Raw genomic sequence first — 17189 nt, forward strand, 5'->3', positions numbered from 1 at the left:
GCGGGAGTAACGCCCATATGGCCCAACACATTCGATTCTTTTTCCACGCGGCGGCGCTGATCTTCGGGTTGGCGGCGGCCTTGCACCCACAAAGCAGCCAAGCCTTTACCGACGATGACATTCGCGGCATCTTGAAAAAGAGCAACTGTTTTAAATGCCATTCCGAGCTTGAAAACAAGGCCAAAGATGCCCCGTCGTTTAAAGAGCTAGCCGAAGACGTGCGCAAACGGGCCAACAAGGAAGAGCGGTTTTACAAACGGGTGACCACCAAGACCAAGGCAGAAGTCAAGGGCAAGGAAGTGGATCACGACCCGCTCAAAACAAAAGATGAGGCCGAGATTCGGGCCGTCGTGAAGTGGCTGTTGAGCCGATAGTGGCAGAGGGTTTTCGCTCTGGAGCGAGAACACTCTGGGGCGCTAACGTTTTAATGCCCGCTCTTGATAAGTGGTGTAGCGAAGAGCGGTTCTTTCGCGCTCAATACGATCCCAGACAACCGCCTTCTCTTCGTTGGTCATGATGACCCAGTTGGTTACCTCTTCAAATGTGCGGCCGCAGCCCTTGCATATGTCGTCGCCATTGGTCGTGGAACATATTGCAATGCAGGGCGTATCCGGTCGGCTATCGTGTGAAGACATGTTGGATGTTCTGGGCCATGCGTCTGTCAGAGGTCTCGCGGTATTCTAGCGGCCCAAGACCATCAATGCCCCTATTTCTGTCGCCGGACAAACCCCTGCTCCATGGCCAATAAACTTACTCCCCACATAACCATTTTGGCGGCAATCATCTGCCTGCTGGTCTTTGGCATCACGACTGATCGGCCAGAAATCGGAACAGCAATCGGTGCGGCCATTGGGCTGACTCTGCAGCCGATCAGCATCGTGACCGCGATTGTGCTTGGACTGTGGTTTGTGCCCTATCGGTCATTTTTGCTTGCTGTGGGCGCTGCAGTTGTAGTCTTGCAGCTGTTGGCGAGCCTGACACAGGCCCCACACCCGGCCATTACACAACTCAATCTCACACCGAACGAAGCCATGTTCCTGCGGGCAGCGGGCTTTGTCTGTCTTGCCCATCTTTCTAACGCAGCTCGGCTATTTTTTAGCCACAAGGCCTGATCGCAAAAATAACGCCGCTGATCTGTCAGCGCATGAATAATTAACGAAATCGCTGCGGCGAGTAAGGCATTAGATTGATTTCGGGGGGCTGATCTGTCAGCAGCTGGGCCACCACACGGCCGGTGCGTGCCGAGCCCGCCAACCCCACATGGCCGTGGCCATAGGCATGAATCACATCGGGAGATGCGTGAGCGCGGCCAATACAAGGCAGCCCATCCGGCGTGCTGGGCCGGCGGCCCATCCAGACCTCAATCTGGTCTGCCGACAAAATCGATGCCAATTCCGGATAGACCCGGGCCAACAAGGTACGCAGAATTTCGGCACGCTGCCAATTGGGCTTGTCATCCAACGCTGCGATTTCAACCTGGCCAGCGATTCGCAGGCCCGTTGTCATTCTGGTCACGATCACTTTTTGGTCCATGAACATGGTTGGGGTCTGGGGGCCAATGCCTTCCACCTGAACCACCGCATGATAGCCACGCTCAGTTTCTAAGCTGACACGGTCTCCCGCCGCAAGCGCCAGTTCTTTTGCCCGGGCGCCCGCTGCAATCACTGCACGATCACAGGCAATCTCACCGTCGGTGGTCAGAACCGCTTGAAGGCGATCGTCTTGAAACCGAAAGCTTCTGGCTTGCGTCTGGCGAAGGCTCGCCCCGTGCTGCGTGACGTGTTGTATCAGACCCTGCACATAGGCACCCGGATTGATGCAGTTGCCGGTGTCAGGCACATAAAGCCCCAGGTGATAACGACGCTCAAGATGCGGCTCATGGGCCCATAAGTGTTGATTCTCTAATTCCTCCCAACGCACCCCCTCGTTTTTGCGTATCTGCCAGGCCCGTGCATCTTTTGCAAAGTCATCACGGCTTGGGTAGACATGGAGCAGGCCTTTTTTCTGAATCAACTCTGGCACGCCTGCTGCTGATGCCATTTCCATGTGGAGATCGGGCGCATCCCGCAGCATGGCCCGCAGGCCTTTGGCGGTTTGTTCAATCTGGCCGTAAGTCCATGCCGCGCCCAGGTATTTTGAGAGCCAAGGCAGTGCGCTGGGCAGATGACGCCAGCGCACCGTGAGTGGGCCCAAAGGATCGAGCAGCCATCCGGGTACCTGCTTCCAGACCCCTGGAGATGCTGGCGGTATCACTGAGTGAGACGACAGCCAGCCAGCATTGCCATAACTTGACGCCTGCGGACTACCGGGCACGCCCGGCTCCAAAATAGTTACCCGAAAGCCGGCGCGAAGCGCATGAAAGGCACTTGCAGCCCCAACGATTCCGGCGCCAATAATCACGACATGCGGAGAATTCACCATGTCGTGATTCTATGCGGACGGGGCAACACCCAATGCTTGACCGAGCCAGAACAAGTTGCTGCAAAGGCAAAAATACGAGATAGTCATTGGCATGCAACACCTCATTCGCCGCAGCACCTTCCGCCAGGCTAGTCCGGCCAAGGGCTTTACCCTGATCGAACTGATCATTGTGGTGTTGATTATTGGCATCTTGTCGGCAATCGCCGTGCCCAACTTTGTCGACTTAAGCGGCAATGCCCGCAAGGCCGCCTTGAAAGCACTGGCCGCCAACCTTGGCACAGCTGCCAGTCTGAACTATGCCAATTGGGCCTTAAACCCATCCGTCACAAGGATCACAACCTGCACAGGCTTTAAAACTCAGGTCACACCAACACCGCCCGATAACATTGTGTTCACCGACCCCCCGGTAAATAACATCTGCACCATCAGTGACTCAAACCTTTCCGGTGAGACCGCGACCTTCGCAATCCCAGGCCCGGCAATTTAACGTTTAGCGACAACGCGGTCGATCACAGCGCGTTTTGGTTAGAAACGAATGGATCGGCCAGCCGGGGCATAGCCCCCTGGATTTGAGCCGGCCTAAAAAAGCAAAAGCCCCGATAAACGGGGCTTTTTTCCGCCATGACATTTGATTCGGGGGAGCGAATCAAGCGCCGTACAACAACGGAAGTCAAAGCTTATCTTCTGCAAACAAAACTTTGTTTGCACTAGATCAAACTTTATTTACCGCCGCGATTAAAGTGGTTGGCCACCAAAATAATTGCCACAACAAACCAAACGACCAAGATTACTTGCCAGGGTGCCATTGTGATATCCGACCTTTCTTGTTGTAAAAAACTATGCCCGTGCCAAGATGTTTGAGCCATCTCGCCGCACGAGCGGCGCCATAACCACGATGGTAACAATCATCAGCACAAGTTCAATGAAATAGACCACCACGTAGCCACTTGCCGGGCCCGCAAAGCCCAATCCCAAGAGCTCAGGTGATCCCAGCATCACGACCAAGTCGCGAATCATGCCCCCCAGCGCCATGGCCACGCCCGCTGCGGTTGCCTGCACGGCGCCCCAAGCCCCCAGCGCCAGGCCCACCTGATCCTTGGGGGCAAACTGCATCGTGGCGGTTAAGGTGCCATGGCCAAACAAGCCGCCACCAAAACCGATTAAAAAAGTGCCAAAACCGAAGACCATGGGGGATTGCATGGGCGCAGCAATAATCACCGCCAGAAAGGCCGGTATCCCTACAAGAGTGCCAATGCTGGCCATTCGAAATGGATCGGCGCCCTTGCTCAGTATCTTGGAGGCCAGGGCAAATCCGAACAGGCTGCCTGTGGCCAATGTGGCGGTTAGAAAAGTGGTGGAGCTGACGCTGAGATTTAGGATTTCACCGCCGTAAGGCTCGAGCAGCACATCTTCCATCGTAAAAGCAGCCGTGCCCAGGCCCACGGCGACCAGCCGACGAATGGCCGCACCGCCCTTTGAAAAGCTTGCCCAGGACTCTTGAAATGTCGGGTCCGGGATTGGGGATCGTTTCCGATTCCGATCACGCGATTCTTGCTTCCACAGGGCAATCACGTTGAGCACCATGGTGGTCAATGCCGCCCCCTGGATGACCTGGACCAGACGGCCAGGACTGTAGTCTTCGAGCAGGACACCAAAAATAAAGGCACTGGCGATCATGCCCACCAACAGCATGACGTACATCAGACCCACCACCTTGGGCTGTGATTCTGGTGGCGCCAGGTCAGTAGCCAAGGCCAGCCCAACGGTCTGCGTGGTGTGCATGCCAGCGCCCACCAGCAAGAAAGCAATCGCTGCGCCCAATTGGCCAATCCAGGCTGGCGCATCTGCCGCGTGACCCGCCCCCGCCAATACCAATAGCGCAAATGGCATGACGGCAAACCCACCAAACTGCAGCATGGTGCCCATCCAGATATAGGGAACACGGCGCCAGCCGAGCTCGCACCGATGCACATCTGACTTAAAACCAATCAGGGCGCGAAACGGCGCAAAGACAAGCGGCAGGGCCACCATAGCTGCCACGATGGTCGCTGGTACCTTGAGCTCAACGATCATGACGCGGTTCAGTGTGCCAATCAACAAAACCATGGCCATGCCAACCGAGACCTGAAAAAGCGAGAGTCGCAACAGCCGAGACAAGGGCAGGTCAGGGCTGGCGGCGTCAGCAAACGGCAAAAACCTGGCCCCATAGGCGGCCAAGGAGTTGATCAACGTTTTGCTAAAGCGATTCACGGTAGCTGCATTCTAAGAAATGCAATTGGAAACAACACGTCGAATAGCCACAGACGTATTAATTCTGAATCTTGAAATAAAAAAGGGTCCCAAAGCCGAATGACTTCGGAACCCACTTGAACAACACCTAATTACTTCTTCGCGGGTGCTGCTGCAGCTGCTGCTGGCGCTGCGACTTTGCCAGCTGCGCCCTGGTGATAGTCCTTGATCCAGGTGGTGTTCATCACTAATGCAACGTGAACAGCAAATGAAGCAATGGCTACGGCACTCAGGAAGAGAGGAATACCAACCGAAGGTTTTACTACGCACCACAATTTTCCGTAAATCATGATTGGCTCCTTTTACTTCAACCAGGGTGAGTAGATGTAGGCCAACAAATGCGCCAGGACAGCAATCATCCCGAAGATTTGTGTGCCTTGAATCAGATTGCGGTGAATCTCTTCTGATTCGGCTTCGGTAAGGCCTGTGGGCCATACTTTATTTGGGTCTGCCATAGTTGTTCTCCTTTGAAAGACCGCCTTTCGTGCTCAACCCGCACGAGGGTTATTGGTGGCAACTGCAGCCACAAATGATTTCCGTACTGCCTGTGGGTGTAATTCTACGCTTACACATTTATATGTCAAAAAAAAGTGACATGTTGACGTAGACAGTGTGGCGCCAATGCACGTAATTGGCCCAAATTCGGCGGCAAGCCTTGTTTTGTCTAGGGTTCGGTGCTCTGCCGATTCTTTTTTGAATCTTCTTTCAAAATTGCAAACGAAAATCATTCGTATTAAGATTTGGGCATTGGAGAAGTTCACTTAACAAAAATAGCGGCCGCCCCCAGGGTTTCCCAATAGGACCACCAACCATGACGACATCAACCCCCAAACGCAACGCACGGTTTCGCCGACTCATCGGCGTTGGCATGCTCTCAACGCTGGCAGCCCCCTTTTTCTTTTTTGGCCAGGCGTCCAATGGCCACGCCCAAAACAAAGAGTTGAATCTCTATTCGGCGCGCCACTACTCAAGCGACAACGAGCTCTATGCCGCCTTCACGAAAAAAACCGGCATCAAAATTAACCAGATCCAAGCAGGCGACGAGGCGATTCTTGAGCGCTTGAAAAGCGAAGGAAAGGCATCGCCTGCCGACGTCATCCTGCTGGCAGATGCGGCAAGACTGTGGAAGGCGCAGTCCGAGGGGCTGTTCCAGAAAGTTCAATCACAGATTCTTCGAAATGCGCTGCCAAAAGAAATGCAGGCCGATGACATGTGGTTTGGATTTACAACACGCGCACGGATCATGGTGTACGACAAAGCAAAACTAAAACCCGAACAAATCCGCAACTATGAAGACCTTGCCAAGCCAGAACTCAAAGGCATGGTCTGCAGCCGCTCGGGCACACACCCGTATATGTTGTCGCTCTTGTCGTCACGCATTGCGCATGAAGGCGAAGCCAAGGCCCAAGCATGGGCAAAAGCCGTTGTTGAAAATCTGGCACGCACGCCACGTGGCGGCGACACCGATCAAATCAAGGGCGTGATCAGCGGAGAGTGCGCCGTTGCGCTGACCAACTCTTATTACTTTGTGCGCATGCTGAAATCCACAAAAGCGGACGAGAGAGATAGCGCTGCAAAGCTCGGCGTGGTCTGGCCGAACCAGAGTACAACGGGCACACACGTCAACGTCAGTGGTGGTGGCGTGGCGCGATACGCACCAAACCCCGAGGCCGCACGACAGTTCTTGGAATTTCTCGCCTCTGATGAGGCCCAGGCACAGCTGGCCAATGCCAACAACGAGTGGCCCGCCGTTCCCAAAGTCAGAATCAACAACCCCGAGCTTGCCAAGCTCGGCAAATTTAAATCTGACCGCCTGGCCATTACTGAGATTGGAAAAAACCAGCCAGTGGCGGCCCGTTTAATGGACAAGGCGGGGTGGAAATAATCAGGATTTTTTAAACCGAAAGCATTCATTTGATCCTGACACTTACTTGCCCGGATTAGATTTAAACCGCTAAAAATAAGCCCAAAATCGTTTCGCTAGCGCACGCTTTCAGGTAAGGTATGGCTTCGTTCTATTCACGCCAAAGCTGCGCATATGACCGCTGTTCAACCAACACCCGAACAAGCCAAATCCATCGGCGATCTGCTGAAAACGACCCGCGAGAATCAAGGCAAAAACATTTCCGATGTCGCCTATCAAATTGCGCTGTCACCAGCACAACTTCGAGCGATCGAATCGGCTGACTTAAAACCTTTTTACAGCCCAAACTTTTTTTATCAGGCCGCAGAGCGTTACGCGCACTTCTTAAACGTGTCACTTCCAAAGTTCGCTCCGGCGGCAAAGCCCGAGCCAGAAGACACCGAGGCTGCAACCACCCAAGCCCCACAGGAAGAAGCCCCGGTAATCAAAGCACCGGCCCTGCCAGCAGCGGAAAAAACCGCAACCACGATTCAACCACCACCAAACCAAGTCGATTCACCTCGTCGCTCACGGTGGAAGCCAATCGGATTAGCTGCCGCGGTTGCGGTCATTGCCATAACGCTGTTCGTTGATCAAGAGTCGTCTGTCAACACCACACCTGCCGACAACACCGCCAACGCATCATCGAACACCACTGCAGCAAGTGAAGCGGCCTCAACAACGTCAGCCAACACACCCGCTTCTACCGCTGCGCTAGCGGTTGTTGCTTCTGGCCAAACAGCGAGCGCGCCGGCCAATCCGCCCGCCGCCGTAACTACAAAACCTGCAGCGAGCCCGCCCAGCGCGCCAGAACAAAACGACAGTCGACTGGAATCGGCAACCACCGCCTGGGTGCAAATCGTGCAAAAAAACGGGGAAAAAACCAATCTCAAAATCGAACCCGGACAAAAAATCGAGTTCACTGCTGCCAACACCGCTGCGATTGTTTTTGGGCAGCCCGACAAGGCCAAGCTCTTGGTGAAGGGCAAGGCGGTCGATATCAATCGATTTGTCACCGCCGACAACCCCTCTCGGGCCCTGGTCATCCTGAATCAACTCCCCTAGCCGGGGGCGCTTGGCGCCCGGCTACCCAGGGAGTTGAGCTATTCGGGATTTAGATCTAATGTATGGTCATGCGCGCAAAAATTTCTTCGCTCGTCGTCGTTCTCGGCATCACGGGCATGTCGGTGGGCATGAGCCATGCCCAGTCAACCCGTGGCCAGTCCAACACTAACGCCCACCAGACCACCCAGTTCTGCCAAGAAGAGCGCCGTTTCGCAGAGCCATGGATCCAGTGGGCCGCGGAAAGTCGACTGGCCTGCATCCAGCAGACAAAATCAGAGCCCGAACGGCAGGCCTGTTTTGGAACGGTTTTAGCCCAGCTTGATGCCCTTCAACAAGAGCATGCCGAGGTCTACCGGTCTCAGATGAAGACCCTGAAATCCGACCACCCAGTGATGCTCAGCATCATGCAAAGGCTGCAATCGAATCGTGAGTTCGCCAAGATGGCCCTGGAAACGGGCAATGACCCCGCCCAGCTGGCCATGCACCGCGAGCAGACCTGTCTGGCGCGCCGGTAAAGTAACGCCCATGACCCGAACCACCTATCGCTACGCTCTGGTTGCTGCGCTTCTCGCTATTGGCCTGACTGGCTGCCAGACACCCACCAGCCTGCAAGACCCCAATGTACAGGCCGCAGAAGGCAGCCAAGATTTCGACAAGATTGTCTACCTGCAAGACTTCCCTATCCCGCGCGGCACCAAATGGGATAACAGTCGCACACTCATTCTTGGAAGCGGCAAGGGCTGGACCGGAAGGCTGGCCTTTACTTCCCCCATTTCCGAGGCAGAAGCCTTTCAGTTCTTTCAGGAACACATGACCAAACTCGGCTGGCAGCCGATCTCACTCGTCAGAAGTAAAACGTCAATTTTGGCCTTTGCACGAAGTGATCGGGCGGCGCTCGTGGAATTTACAGGCCAGCCCTTTGGTGGGATTTCGGCAAGTATCACGGTCACCCCGCGTTAACCCGCTGTCACAGGGCATTCATGCCCGCCCCTTACAATCGCCCAATGCCTGATTCAAACGCCTGGCTGTTTGGCCCCCAAGTGGCACTTCACCGTGCCCGTCAATCCTTGGGAAGTGCTGAGCATGACCAAATCCTTCAGACACTCGACGTCAGCCAGCCCTCTGGCCAGCGCATTCTCACGCTACGAGACCAGGTGTTTTCAGGCCAAAAGATCAACACCAGTGAAAACCGCGCCGTTGGCCACTGGGCCTTACGACTGGTGGTGGCCGGCCGTCACGCTGGCGTCTCCACAGAGGGCTTGGCCCAGCATTTCGCGCCCGATCAAGAAGACTTGCTCCCCCGATTCTCTGCGCAAGACCAGCGCGTTGCTGCATTCGTAGAAGACCTGCGCTCAGGGAAAGTGCGCTCAGCCAAGGGGCTCGGCTACACGACTATCGTTCATCTTGGCATTGGCGGCTCAGATCTCGGCCCCCACTTATTGATTGATGCACTTGCCGGCAACCGGCAGAACCACCCAATTCAAGCCAAGTTTCTATCCAATCTCGATTACCACGCGGTACAGCATTGTTTGGCAGAGCTAGACCCCAACACCACCTTGGTCGCCATGGTCAGCAAGTCGTTTACAACGCAAGAAACGCTGCACAACAGCCAACACCTGTACCAATGGATGAAAGACGCCGGAATCGCCAATCCACTAGAGCAATTTGTGGCGATTACGAATCGGACCGATCTTGCCTTGCGCTGGGGCATTACGGAAGACCAGACGTTTTGGTTTGATCAGAGTATTGGCGGGCGCTACTCGCTATGGGGGCCCGTGTCGCTCACTGCACGAGCCGTCCTTGGCAATGCGGTTGTTGATGAAGTGTTAGCAGGTGGTTTGGAAATGGATCAGCATTTTCTAAATACGCCCCTGCTGAAAAATTTACCTGCCGTGCTGGCCGCAACTGATTTTTACAATCTGCGCCACCGGAAAATTCCAACGCTCATGGTGTCCGCTTACGACAGCCGGCTGTCGCTGCTTGTGCCCTATCTCAAACAGCTCTGGATGGAGTCGCTGGGCAAGCATACCGACCAGCAAGGCCGACCTATCCAGGGGCCGGCCTGCCCAATTCTCTGGGGGGATATTGGCACCAATGCCCAGCATGCTTTTTTTCAACTCTTGCACCAGGGTGGGCAGGGTGTCGCGGTGGATCTGATCGGCACGGTTCATCCAGAGCATGACGCTGTCGAGAGTCACCAGGCCCTGCTGGCCAATTTAATTGCACAGGCGCAGGCGCTCTCTCTGGGCTACGAATCTTCAGACCCAAATAAATCCTGCTGGGGCGGCCATCCGGTGCACTTATTTATGCTGGATCGGCTCAACGCCAGAAGTCTCGGTGCTTTTCTCTGCATGTGGGAACACCGCGTGATCTGCCTGGCAGCGCTGACCGGCGTGAATCCATTTGACCAATGGGGGGTGGAGCTGGGCAAGGCCATTGCGGGCTCCGCGATTGCAGCCATGCGAGAGGACTCAACCAAACACTTGACCCCAAACGGCCAACCGATTGCACATCAAATTGATGCAGTAAGCCAGTCCATCATTGACTGGATTAAGCAGCGATAACCCGAAAAGCGTTAACAACCTGTGGCGCTAGAAAAAGAACGCTATCGGCCGATGGCAGTGTGAAACCCCAATTTCTTGGCTGCGCGAAGCACCAGTCGCAACACGGAAAACATCACGATCACGCCCATGAAATCCCCGATCATCATCAGGGCGAGATCCCGCATGGTGATGGTGGATGCAAGGCCGAGCAGCTCCCACGCCAAACCATGAAGCAGTGCATTAAAGGCGCAGTACAGAGTGGCCAGCACCATTAACACCGGCAAAGAAAAGGCCAGCGCCTTGCCGTTATAGGCATAGCGCAACACCAGATACGACAGTGCAATACCGATAGAAGAAGCGATCGACACCCAGACCGCCGTGACCAATGGTTCCTGGTAGACCACTAAGCTAATCCATAACGAGCCGATCACGACGCCAGCAAGGCCAGCGAGTCCTGCAATCAAAATGGCCGCAACCCGAATAAACGCCGGCAAAAACAACAGCGACACCCGACCGGGAACGACATCAAAAAAGGGAGCGATCAGAAGATTGAGGTGATAAAGGCCAACGTAGAGTGCCGCGAACGCTGCCGTCCAACGCAGGGGCTGCGTTGGCAGCCAGTCGTCGAGCGTTTTACCCAAAGTCGGTCGAAAGGAAGATGATGCACGGCCTTTGGTCGACTGGCCCGACCAAAGGCATTAGGTTTATTGCAAACAGGACGTCATCAGGTCGTTAACTCATCAGCCCAGGCTTTCACCTTTTGGGAGAGTTTGGCCATAAGCTTGCGGGCCCGGTCAGTGGGGCTCACGATACGCCGACGGGTGTCCTCTGGGTCCACCACCACAGAGATCAGGCCCTCGCGCTCCAGAATGGCCAGGCCCTTGTGAATCGTCGCCGGCGAGGCAACTTCAGACTTCATCACAATGGTTTGGACAAACATTGGGCGCTCTGAGGAATAATGGGCGACAATCCATTCCAGAAGCCGCTGGGTTCGGTCATCAATGGACTTGAAGTCGGTGTCGGTGTTCACGACATCAAGCAGTTCACGCAGGTTTAACCAGGCATTCATCGGGGGCATGTTTGATTTCACTTTATCAGTCGGTATACGGATGATTGTTAGTGGTGAAATCCTATCAAAAGTTTCATTTAAATACGTGTTCTATACAGGTTAGAAACTAGAATCAGTCAACGCATCACGCGGGTGTAGTTCAATGGCAGAACGAAAGCTTCCCAAGCTTTAGACGAGGGTTCGATCCCCTTCACCCGCTCCAATTCATACTTGTTTGAAATATGTCGACCACAAAACCTTTTGATTTCACGCTACAAAACGCCAGCGGGTCCACTTGTATCTCACAAGCTTGGGCAAAGGTTGAGTCGCCATTGGGGGCCAAAGAAAAGTTTGCGCTGCAACAACAGATCAAAGAAGAACTCGCCCGACAGAATGCGGTGTTGATCGCCCACTATTACGTGGACGGGGACATTCAAGACATCGCGATTGAGTCGGGTGGTTTTGTCGCCGACTCACTCGAGATGGCCCGATTCGGGCGCCGGCATCCCGCCAAAACGATTGTGGTTGCGGGTGTGCGCTTTATGGGTGAAACAGCCAAGATTCTCAGCCCCGATAAGACGGTGCTCATGCCAGATTTAGATGCCACATGTTCACTCGACTTGGGCTGCCCGGCAGACGCATTTAACGCCTTTTGTGATGCCCATCCAGATCGCACGGTGGTGGTCTACGCCAACACCAGCGCAGCGGTCAAAGCCAGGGCCGACTGGATGGTGACCAGCTCTTGCGCCTTATCAATTGTGGGTCACTTGAAGTCGCAAGGGAAAAAAATTCTCTGGGCACCGGATCGTCATCTTGGCCGCTACATCCAAGAGCAAACGGGTGCCGACATGCTGCTGTGGAATGGCGATTGCATTGTTCACAACGAATTCAAAGGCGAAGAACTCGCCATGCTCAAACGTGAACGGCCACATGCCAAGATTCTGGTTCACCCAGAATCGCCAGCAAGTGTTGTGGCCCAGGCCGACGTGGTGGGGTCCACATCTGCCCTACTCAACGCAGTGGTTCATAGCGATGCCAAAGAATTTATCGTCGCCACGGACAAGGGGCTTTTTCATCGCATGCAACAACTCGCGCCACAAAAAGTCTTGATCGAGGCACCCACCGCCGGCGACAGCGCAACCTGCAAAAGCTGTGCGCATTGCCCCTGGATGGCCATGAATGGATTGCGCGGCCTGCTGCACTGCCTGCAACAGCGCACCGGTGAGATTCAGGTCGACCCAGCAATTCAACAAAAAGCCTTGCTCTGTATTGAACGCATGCTGGACTTCACTCAGCATCAGGCCCAGCCGGTTGGCTCGGGCATCGTTCCCAACATTGGCGCGGCATAACACGTCATGTTTGACACCAACGAAACCCTAGCGCAGGCCCGCTCGCGCAATATCCAAGATGCCCTGCGTGAAGACCTAGGGTCCCGTGATTGGACGGCGCTACTGATTCATCCAGACACTGTGGCGAGTGCTGCGCTTCGTGTTCGTGAATCTGCAATTCTTTGTGGTACCGAGTGGTTTGATGGCTGCGTTGCCGCGCTTGATCCGCAAGCCCAGATTCACTGGCAGGCCAAAGATGGTGATCGGCTTACAGCCGACACCATCATCTGCACCATCGAGGCCAATGCACGCGCCCTACTCACGGCGGAACGCTCAGCCATGAATTTTTTGCAGTTGCTCTCGGCCACTGCCACGCAGACCAGTCGGTATGTGGATGCCATCGCAGGGATAAGCCCTAACCCGAAAGGGTGCGTGGTGCTCGACACCCGCAAGACAATCCCAGGCCTAAGACAGGCCCAGAAATACGCAGTCACAGTGGGCGGTGGCTCCAATCAGCGCATGGCGCTCTGGGATGGCGTCCTGATCAAAGAAAACCACATCATGGCCGCAGGTGGCATTACCGCTGCATTGCGGGCGGCCCAGAACCTGCATGCGGGCGTGTCAATTCAAATCGAGGTGGAGTCGATCGACGAGCTCAAAGAGGCATTGGCCGCCGGGGCCAGCAGCATCCTGATCGATAATTTTTCAACCGAACAAATGCGTCAGGCCGTTGCTGTGAATGCCGGCCAAGCCCTTCTCGAAGCATCGGGTGGCATCACCCTGGAGTCGATCCGCCAGATTGCCGCGACCGGTGTTGACCGAATTTCAATTGGCCAAATCACCAAAGACATTCGGGCGATTGATTACTCGCTGCGGGTGACGGCACGCAGCGGTGACAAAATAGTCGGCTGAGACACTGGCCAGGTATCGGGATAGTCGCGGCTGTAGTGCAGGCCACGGCTCTCTTTACGATCGAGTGCGGAGCGCACAATCAGCTCAGCACAGACCAGCAAGTTACGTAGCTCTAACAAATCACTGGTGACCTTAAAGTTGGAGTAATACTCCTGCACCTCGGATTGAAGTAATTCAATTCGGTGCAAGGCACGTTCAAGCCGCTTGGTGGTGCGCACAATGCCCACATAGTTCCACATGAGCAAACGCAGCTCGTCCCAGTTGTGGGCAATCACCACCTGCTCATCGGCATTGTCGACCTGACTCTCGTCCCATGGCGGAATTGACACCGCCGGCTCAGGAGCAGACGCCAAGATGTCTTGCGCAGCGCCACTGCCCACCACCACACACTCCAACAGAGAATTACTGGCGAGTCGATTGGCGCCATGCAGGCCCGTGTAGGCGGTTTCACCAACCGCATATAAACCGCTCAGATCGGTACGCCCCAGCAAATCGGTGACCACGCCACCACAGGTGTAGTGGGCTGCTGGCACCACAGGGATGGGCTGCCGGGCAATATCAATGCCCAAGGCCAGACAACGGGAATGAACCGTTGGGAAGTGCGATTTCAAAAAGTCTTCGCCCAAATGAGTGGCGTCGAGATGCACATAGTCGATACCGTGCTTTTTCATCTCAAAGTCGATAGCGCGGGCCACGATGTCACGCGGGGCCAGCTCGCCGCGCGGATCGTGCCGAAACATGAAGCGGGCCTGATCGGCGGGGAGCCCCGGTATTTTCAACTGACCGCCCTCACCGCGAAGGGCCTCGGTAATAAGAAACGTCCGATCTTCAGGGTGGTAAAGACAGGTGGGGTGAAACTGTATGAATTCCATATTGCCCACACGGCAGCCTGCCCGCCAGGCCATGGCAATGCCGTCGCCCGTGGATGTGTCGGGGTTACTGGTGTAACGATAGACCTTGCCAACCCCACCACAGGCCAACACCACAGCTGAGGCGGCAAGCGATTCGACCCGCTGGTGGTCGATATCCAACACATAAACGCCATGACAGCGATCACGGCCACCCGTTTTGCAATGACGATTGGTCACCAAGTCCAGGGCGATCCAATGTTCATGAATGGCGATGTTCGGGTGAGATTTACATTTTTCAAGCAAGGTGTCGTGGATGGCCTTGCCGGTGGCGTCTGCCGCGTGGGCGATTCGACGCACTGAATGGCCTCCCTCGCGGGTCAAATGCAGGCCCAGCGGGCCTGTTGGATCTTGCGTGAAGGGAACGCCCTCTTGGACCAGCCATTCAATGGCCTGGGGGCTTTTCTCGGCGATCCATCGGGCAGTCGATTCCACCACCAGCCCCGCGCCCGCTTCCATGGTGTCGTGCACATGCGACTCGATGCTGTCTGCCCTGTCCAGCACGCCCACAATTCCCCCCTGGGCCCAGGCCGTGGCGGACTCGTTGCGGCTTCTCTTGGCAAGCACCACCACCTGACGGTTCTCGGCCAAGTGCAATGCAACAGTAAGACCCGCTAATCCTGCACCGATGATTACAACTGGAAGCGCCATGGGGACAGATCTCGATAAGAAGGCTTTAAAAATCCAGGAATAAAAAAGCCCAGGATAACCTGGGCTTTCAAACGCATTAAAACAAAATTACTTCTTCTTGTTAACTGCGTCTTTGAATGCTTTTCCTGCAGTGAACTTAACGGTTCTGGCTGCAGCAATTTTAATGGCTTCACCTGTACGGGGGTTACGGCCAGTACGTGCCGCACGCTTTCCCGAGCCAAATGTACCGAAACCAACGAGCTGAACAGTGTCGCCCTTTGTGACTGCTTTAATGACCGCTGCAATGGTCGCGTTCAACATTTCATCAACAGATGCTTTGGATGAGTCGGTGGCACTTGCGACGGCTTCAACGAGTTCTGCTTTATTCATGATGGTTGGATACTCACTAAAATTAATGGAACGATTCGCTAGTTTAGCAGGTGTCTCGATTCGGAAAGCAAGCGATACTTAATCTTTTTTCAGGGTCACCTGCCTAGGGAATTCCCGCCTGCGCCCTAGACAAAACCGCAAGGCATCAGATTAAAAATGCTCAATAAATTCCCCGAACACATTCGTAGTTTTGTCATGCGAAGTGGACACATCACAGATGCGCAACGCAATACGCGGGAGCGTTTACTGCCTGTTTGGGGTATCCCCTATCAGGCCGAACCAATTGATTTAAAAGAATTTTTTGGCCGTACCGCCAAAAATGTATTGGAGATTGGCTTTGGCATGGGCGAGACCACCGCACAGATTGCCCAGGCCCACCCGGACTGGAATATCTTGGGGGCCGAAGTCTATAAGCCCGGGGTTGGTGCACTCTTGGGTCGAATTGATCGGCTTGGCCTTACCAATATCCGCATCATTGAGCATGATGCCGTGGAAATTCTGACCCACATGCTCGCCAATGAGAGCCTGGATGCGGTGCACATCTATTTCCCGGACCCCTGGCCCAAAAAACGTCACCACAAACGGCGACTGATTCAACCCTGGTTTGTGGCCCTGTTGTGCAAAAAACTAAAACCTGGTGCTGTGTTGCATATGGCCACAGATTGGCCTGACTATGCCCAGCAGATGCTAGAAGTGTGCCAAGCGTCTGCCGAATTGGAAAACACAGTATCGCAAGGCTATGCGCCAAGACCCGACTGGCGACCACTTACCAAATTTGAGTCACGTGGCCTGCGCCTTGGTAACCCTGTTGCGGATCTTTTGTTTCAGAAAAAATAAGCCAACGCCAACACCAGGCAGCCAAACACAATCCGATAAATGGCAAAGCCATTAAAGCTGTGATGGCTCACCCAGCCGATTAGCCAACGAATCACAATCAATGCGCTGATATAGGCCGACACCAGTCCCAGCGCAAACATGGGCATATCCTCAAGCCGCAGGAGTTCACGGTTTTTCAATAGATCGTAGGCGCCCGCTGCAACCAGGGTTGGTACCGCCAAGAAAAACGAAAACTCGGTTGCCGCTTTGCGGGACAGACCAAACACCATGCCGCCAATAATCGTGGCACCGGATCGGCTGGTACCAGGAATCAAGGCAAACGCCTGGGCCACCCCCAGCTTGAAGGCATCCCAGTTGGTCATCTCATCCACCTGCTGGATGCGGGTTCGGGATGGTCTGGCCGCAGTCCAATGCTCGACCCACAAAATCACAAACCCACCCAGGATCAAGACAATCGCCACCGGTACCGGTGAAAACAGATAAAACTTGATCCACCCGCCGAATAAAAGACCCAACACTGCGGCAGGCAAAAATGCAATCAATAGGTGTCGAACGAATTGCCACGATTTGTCGTTGAGCAAATGACGACGGGCTGCTTGCCCAGCAAACAAATCGGAAAGGCGGCCAACAAAGCCCCAGGCCTGCGGGTGCACCAGGCCAAGAAAACGCGACCGATAATGCCAGACCACTGCCACCATGGCGCCTGTCTGAATTGCAATATCAAAGACTTTGGCACGGGCATCATCAAAGCCAATGAATGCGCCAAACAGAATCAGATGGCCCGTTGAAGAGATTGGCAAAAACTCGGTCAAGCCCTCGACAATACCCATGAGTAACGCCTTTAGCATCACAGGCATGTCGCGAAGTAACTCAAGGATTTCCATTATGAATTGGGGGGCAAAATAGGCACTGCGG

At 54.7% G+C, this 17189-nt stretch carries 21 protein-coding genes and 1 tRNA gene; 12 read left to right on the forward strand and 10 right to left on the reverse strand.

Annotation, left to right across the window (positions count from 1 at the left end; genetic code table 11):
* Window positions 1–17: 17 nt before the first annotated feature.
* Window positions 18–374 carry a c-type cytochrome gene (locus AOB54_07970; GenBank protein ID WVN41408.1) on the forward strand — a complete coding sequence of 119 codons (357 nt, stop codon included), beginning with the start codon at window positions 18–20 and terminating at the stop codon, window positions 372–374.
* A 42-nt stretch (window positions 375–416) separates the two neighbouring features.
* Here the strand turns inward: AOB54_07970 and AOB54_07975 are convergent, their stop codons facing one another.
* Entirely contained in the window at window positions 417–635 is a 219-nt protein-coding gene (locus AOB54_07975; protein ID WVN41409.1) for a DUF1289 domain-containing protein, read from the reverse strand.
* Window positions 636–737: 102 nt separating this feature from the next.
* On the opposite strand from AOB54_07975, the gene AOB54_07980 reads away from it, so the two are divergent.
* Complete coding sequence (locus tag AOB54_07980; GenBank protein ID WVN41410.1) at window positions 738–1112, forward strand: hypothetical protein; 375 nt, start codon at window positions 738–740, stop codon at window positions 1110–1112.
* Window positions 1113–1152: 40 nt separating this feature from the next.
* Here the strand turns inward: AOB54_07980 and AOB54_07985 are convergent, their stop codons facing one another.
* A complete protein-coding gene (locus AOB54_07985) occupies window positions 1153–2421 on the reverse strand; it encodes an FAD-binding oxidoreductase (protein ID WVN41411.1) in 1269 nt (422 codons plus the stop codon).
* Window positions 2422–2512: 91 nt separating this feature from the next.
* Here AOB54_07985 and AOB54_07990 point away from each other — a divergent pair, with 91 nt between their 5' ends.
* A complete protein-coding gene (locus AOB54_07990; protein WVN41412.1) occupies window positions 2513–2908 on the forward strand; it encodes a prepilin-type N-terminal cleavage/methylation domain-containing protein in 396 nt (131 codons plus the stop codon).
* Window positions 2909–3258: 350 nt separating this feature from the next.
* Here the strand turns inward: AOB54_07990 and AOB54_07995 are convergent, their stop codons facing one another.
* The 3 genes from AOB54_07995 to pufB all read right to left on the reverse strand — a co-directional run bounded on the left by AOB54_07995 (window position 3259) and on the right by pufB (window position 5165).
* A complete protein-coding gene (locus AOB54_07995) occupies window positions 3259–4671 on the reverse strand; it encodes a PucC family protein (GenBank protein ID WVN41413.1) in 1413 nt (470 codons plus the stop codon).
* A 131-nt stretch (window positions 4672–4802) separates the two neighbouring features.
* On the reverse strand, window positions 4803–5000 hold the full coding sequence (locus tag AOB54_08000; protein WVN41414.1) for a light-harvesting protein: 198 nt from the start codon (window positions 4998–5000) through the stop codon (window positions 4803–4805).
* 12 nt (window positions 5001–5012) lie between these two features.
* Window positions 5013–5165 (reverse strand): light-harvesting antenna LH1, beta subunit, encoded by a 153-nt coding sequence (gene pufB, locus AOB54_08005; protein WVN41415.1) that lies wholly within the window; start codon window positions 5163–5165, stop codon window positions 5013–5015.
* Window positions 5166–5521: 356 nt separating this feature from the next.
* Between pufB and AOB54_08010 the strand changes: the two genes are divergently transcribed.
* From AOB54_08010 to AOB54_08030, 5 genes are all read left to right on the forward strand, one after another.
* Complete coding sequence (locus AOB54_08010) at window positions 5522–6595, forward strand: extracellular solute-binding protein (GenBank protein ID WVN41416.1); 1074 nt, start codon at window positions 5522–5524, stop codon at window positions 6593–6595.
* 153 nt (window positions 6596–6748) lie between these two features.
* Entirely contained in the window at window positions 6749–7678 is a 930-nt protein-coding gene (locus AOB54_08015; GenBank protein ID WVN41417.1) for a RodZ domain-containing protein, read from the forward strand.
* A 68-nt stretch (window positions 7679–7746) separates the two neighbouring features.
* The gene (locus tag AOB54_08020) at window positions 7747–8193 is read left to right on the forward strand and encodes a hypothetical protein (GenBank protein ID WVN41418.1); all 447 of its coding nucleotides are present in this window, start codon (window positions 7747–7749) and stop codon (window positions 8191–8193) included.
* A 10-nt stretch (window positions 8194–8203) separates the two neighbouring features.
* A complete protein-coding gene (locus tag AOB54_08025) occupies window positions 8204–8638 on the forward strand; it encodes a hypothetical protein (GenBank protein ID WVN41419.1) in 435 nt (144 codons plus the stop codon).
* 44 nt (window positions 8639–8682) lie between these two features.
* On the forward strand, window positions 8683–10242 hold the full coding sequence (locus tag AOB54_08030; GenBank protein ID WVN41420.1) for a glucose-6-phosphate isomerase: 1560 nt from the start codon (window positions 8683–8685) through the stop codon (window positions 10240–10242).
* Between the two features lie 41 nt (window positions 10243–10283).
* Here AOB54_08030 and AOB54_08035 read toward each other — a convergent pair whose 3' ends face one another.
* Window positions 10284–10862 (reverse strand): hypothetical protein, encoded by a 579-nt coding sequence (locus tag AOB54_08035; GenBank protein WVN41421.1) that lies wholly within the window; start codon window positions 10860–10862, stop codon window positions 10284–10286.
* Between the two features lie 83 nt (window positions 10863–10945).
* Window positions 10946–11299, reverse strand: a complete 354-nt coding sequence (locus AOB54_08040) for a hypothetical protein (protein ID WVN41422.1) — start codon at window positions 11297–11299, stop codon at window positions 10946–10948.
* 119 nt (window positions 11300–11418) lie between these two features.
* On the opposite strand from AOB54_08040, the gene AOB54_08045 reads away from it, so the two are divergent.
* From AOB54_08045 to nadC, 3 genes are all read left to right on the forward strand, one after another.
* A tRNA-Gly gene (locus AOB54_08045) sits at window positions 11419–11492 on the forward strand.
* A gap of 19 nt (window positions 11493–11511) precedes the next feature.
* On the forward strand, window positions 11512–12618 hold the full coding sequence (gene nadA, locus AOB54_08050; GenBank protein WVN41423.1) for a quinolinate synthase NadA: 1107 nt from the start codon (window positions 11512–11514) through the stop codon (window positions 12616–12618).
* A gap of 6 nt (window positions 12619–12624) precedes the next feature.
* On the forward strand, window positions 12625–13509 hold the full coding sequence (gene nadC / locus AOB54_08055; protein ID WVN41424.1) for a carboxylating nicotinate-nucleotide diphosphorylase: 885 nt from the start codon (window positions 12625–12627) through the stop codon (window positions 13507–13509).
* Here nadC and nadB read toward each other — a convergent pair.
* On the reverse strand, window positions 13461–15068 hold the full coding sequence (nadB, locus tag AOB54_08060; GenBank protein WVN41425.1) for an L-aspartate oxidase: 1608 nt from the start codon (window positions 15066–15068) through the stop codon (window positions 13461–13463). The genes nadC and nadB overlap by 49 nt on opposite strands.
* Before the next feature lie 87 nt (window positions 15069–15155).
* Window positions 15156–15437, reverse strand: coding sequence for an HU family DNA-binding protein (locus AOB54_08065; GenBank protein WVN41426.1), 282 nt, complete (start codon window positions 15435–15437; stop codon window positions 15156–15158).
* Between the two features lie 156 nt (window positions 15438–15593).
* On the opposite strand from AOB54_08065, the gene trmB reads away from it, so the two are divergent.
* Complete coding sequence (gene trmB / locus AOB54_08070) at window positions 15594–16274, forward strand: tRNA (guanosine(46)-N7)-methyltransferase TrmB (protein WVN41427.1); 681 nt, start codon at window positions 15594–15596, stop codon at window positions 16272–16274.
* Here trmB and AOB54_08075 read toward each other — a convergent pair.
* A complete protein-coding gene (locus tag AOB54_08075) occupies window positions 16262–17131 on the reverse strand; it encodes an undecaprenyl-diphosphate phosphatase (GenBank protein WVN41428.1) in 870 nt (289 codons plus the stop codon). The genes trmB and AOB54_08075 overlap by 13 nt on opposite strands.
* Window positions 17132–17189 lie beyond the last annotated feature (58 nt).

It is taken from the genome of beta proteobacterium MWH-UniP1, assembly GCA_036362785.1.
Taxonomy (GTDB): domain Bacteria; phylum Pseudomonadota; class Gammaproteobacteria; order Burkholderiales; family Burkholderiaceae_A; genus Lacustribacter.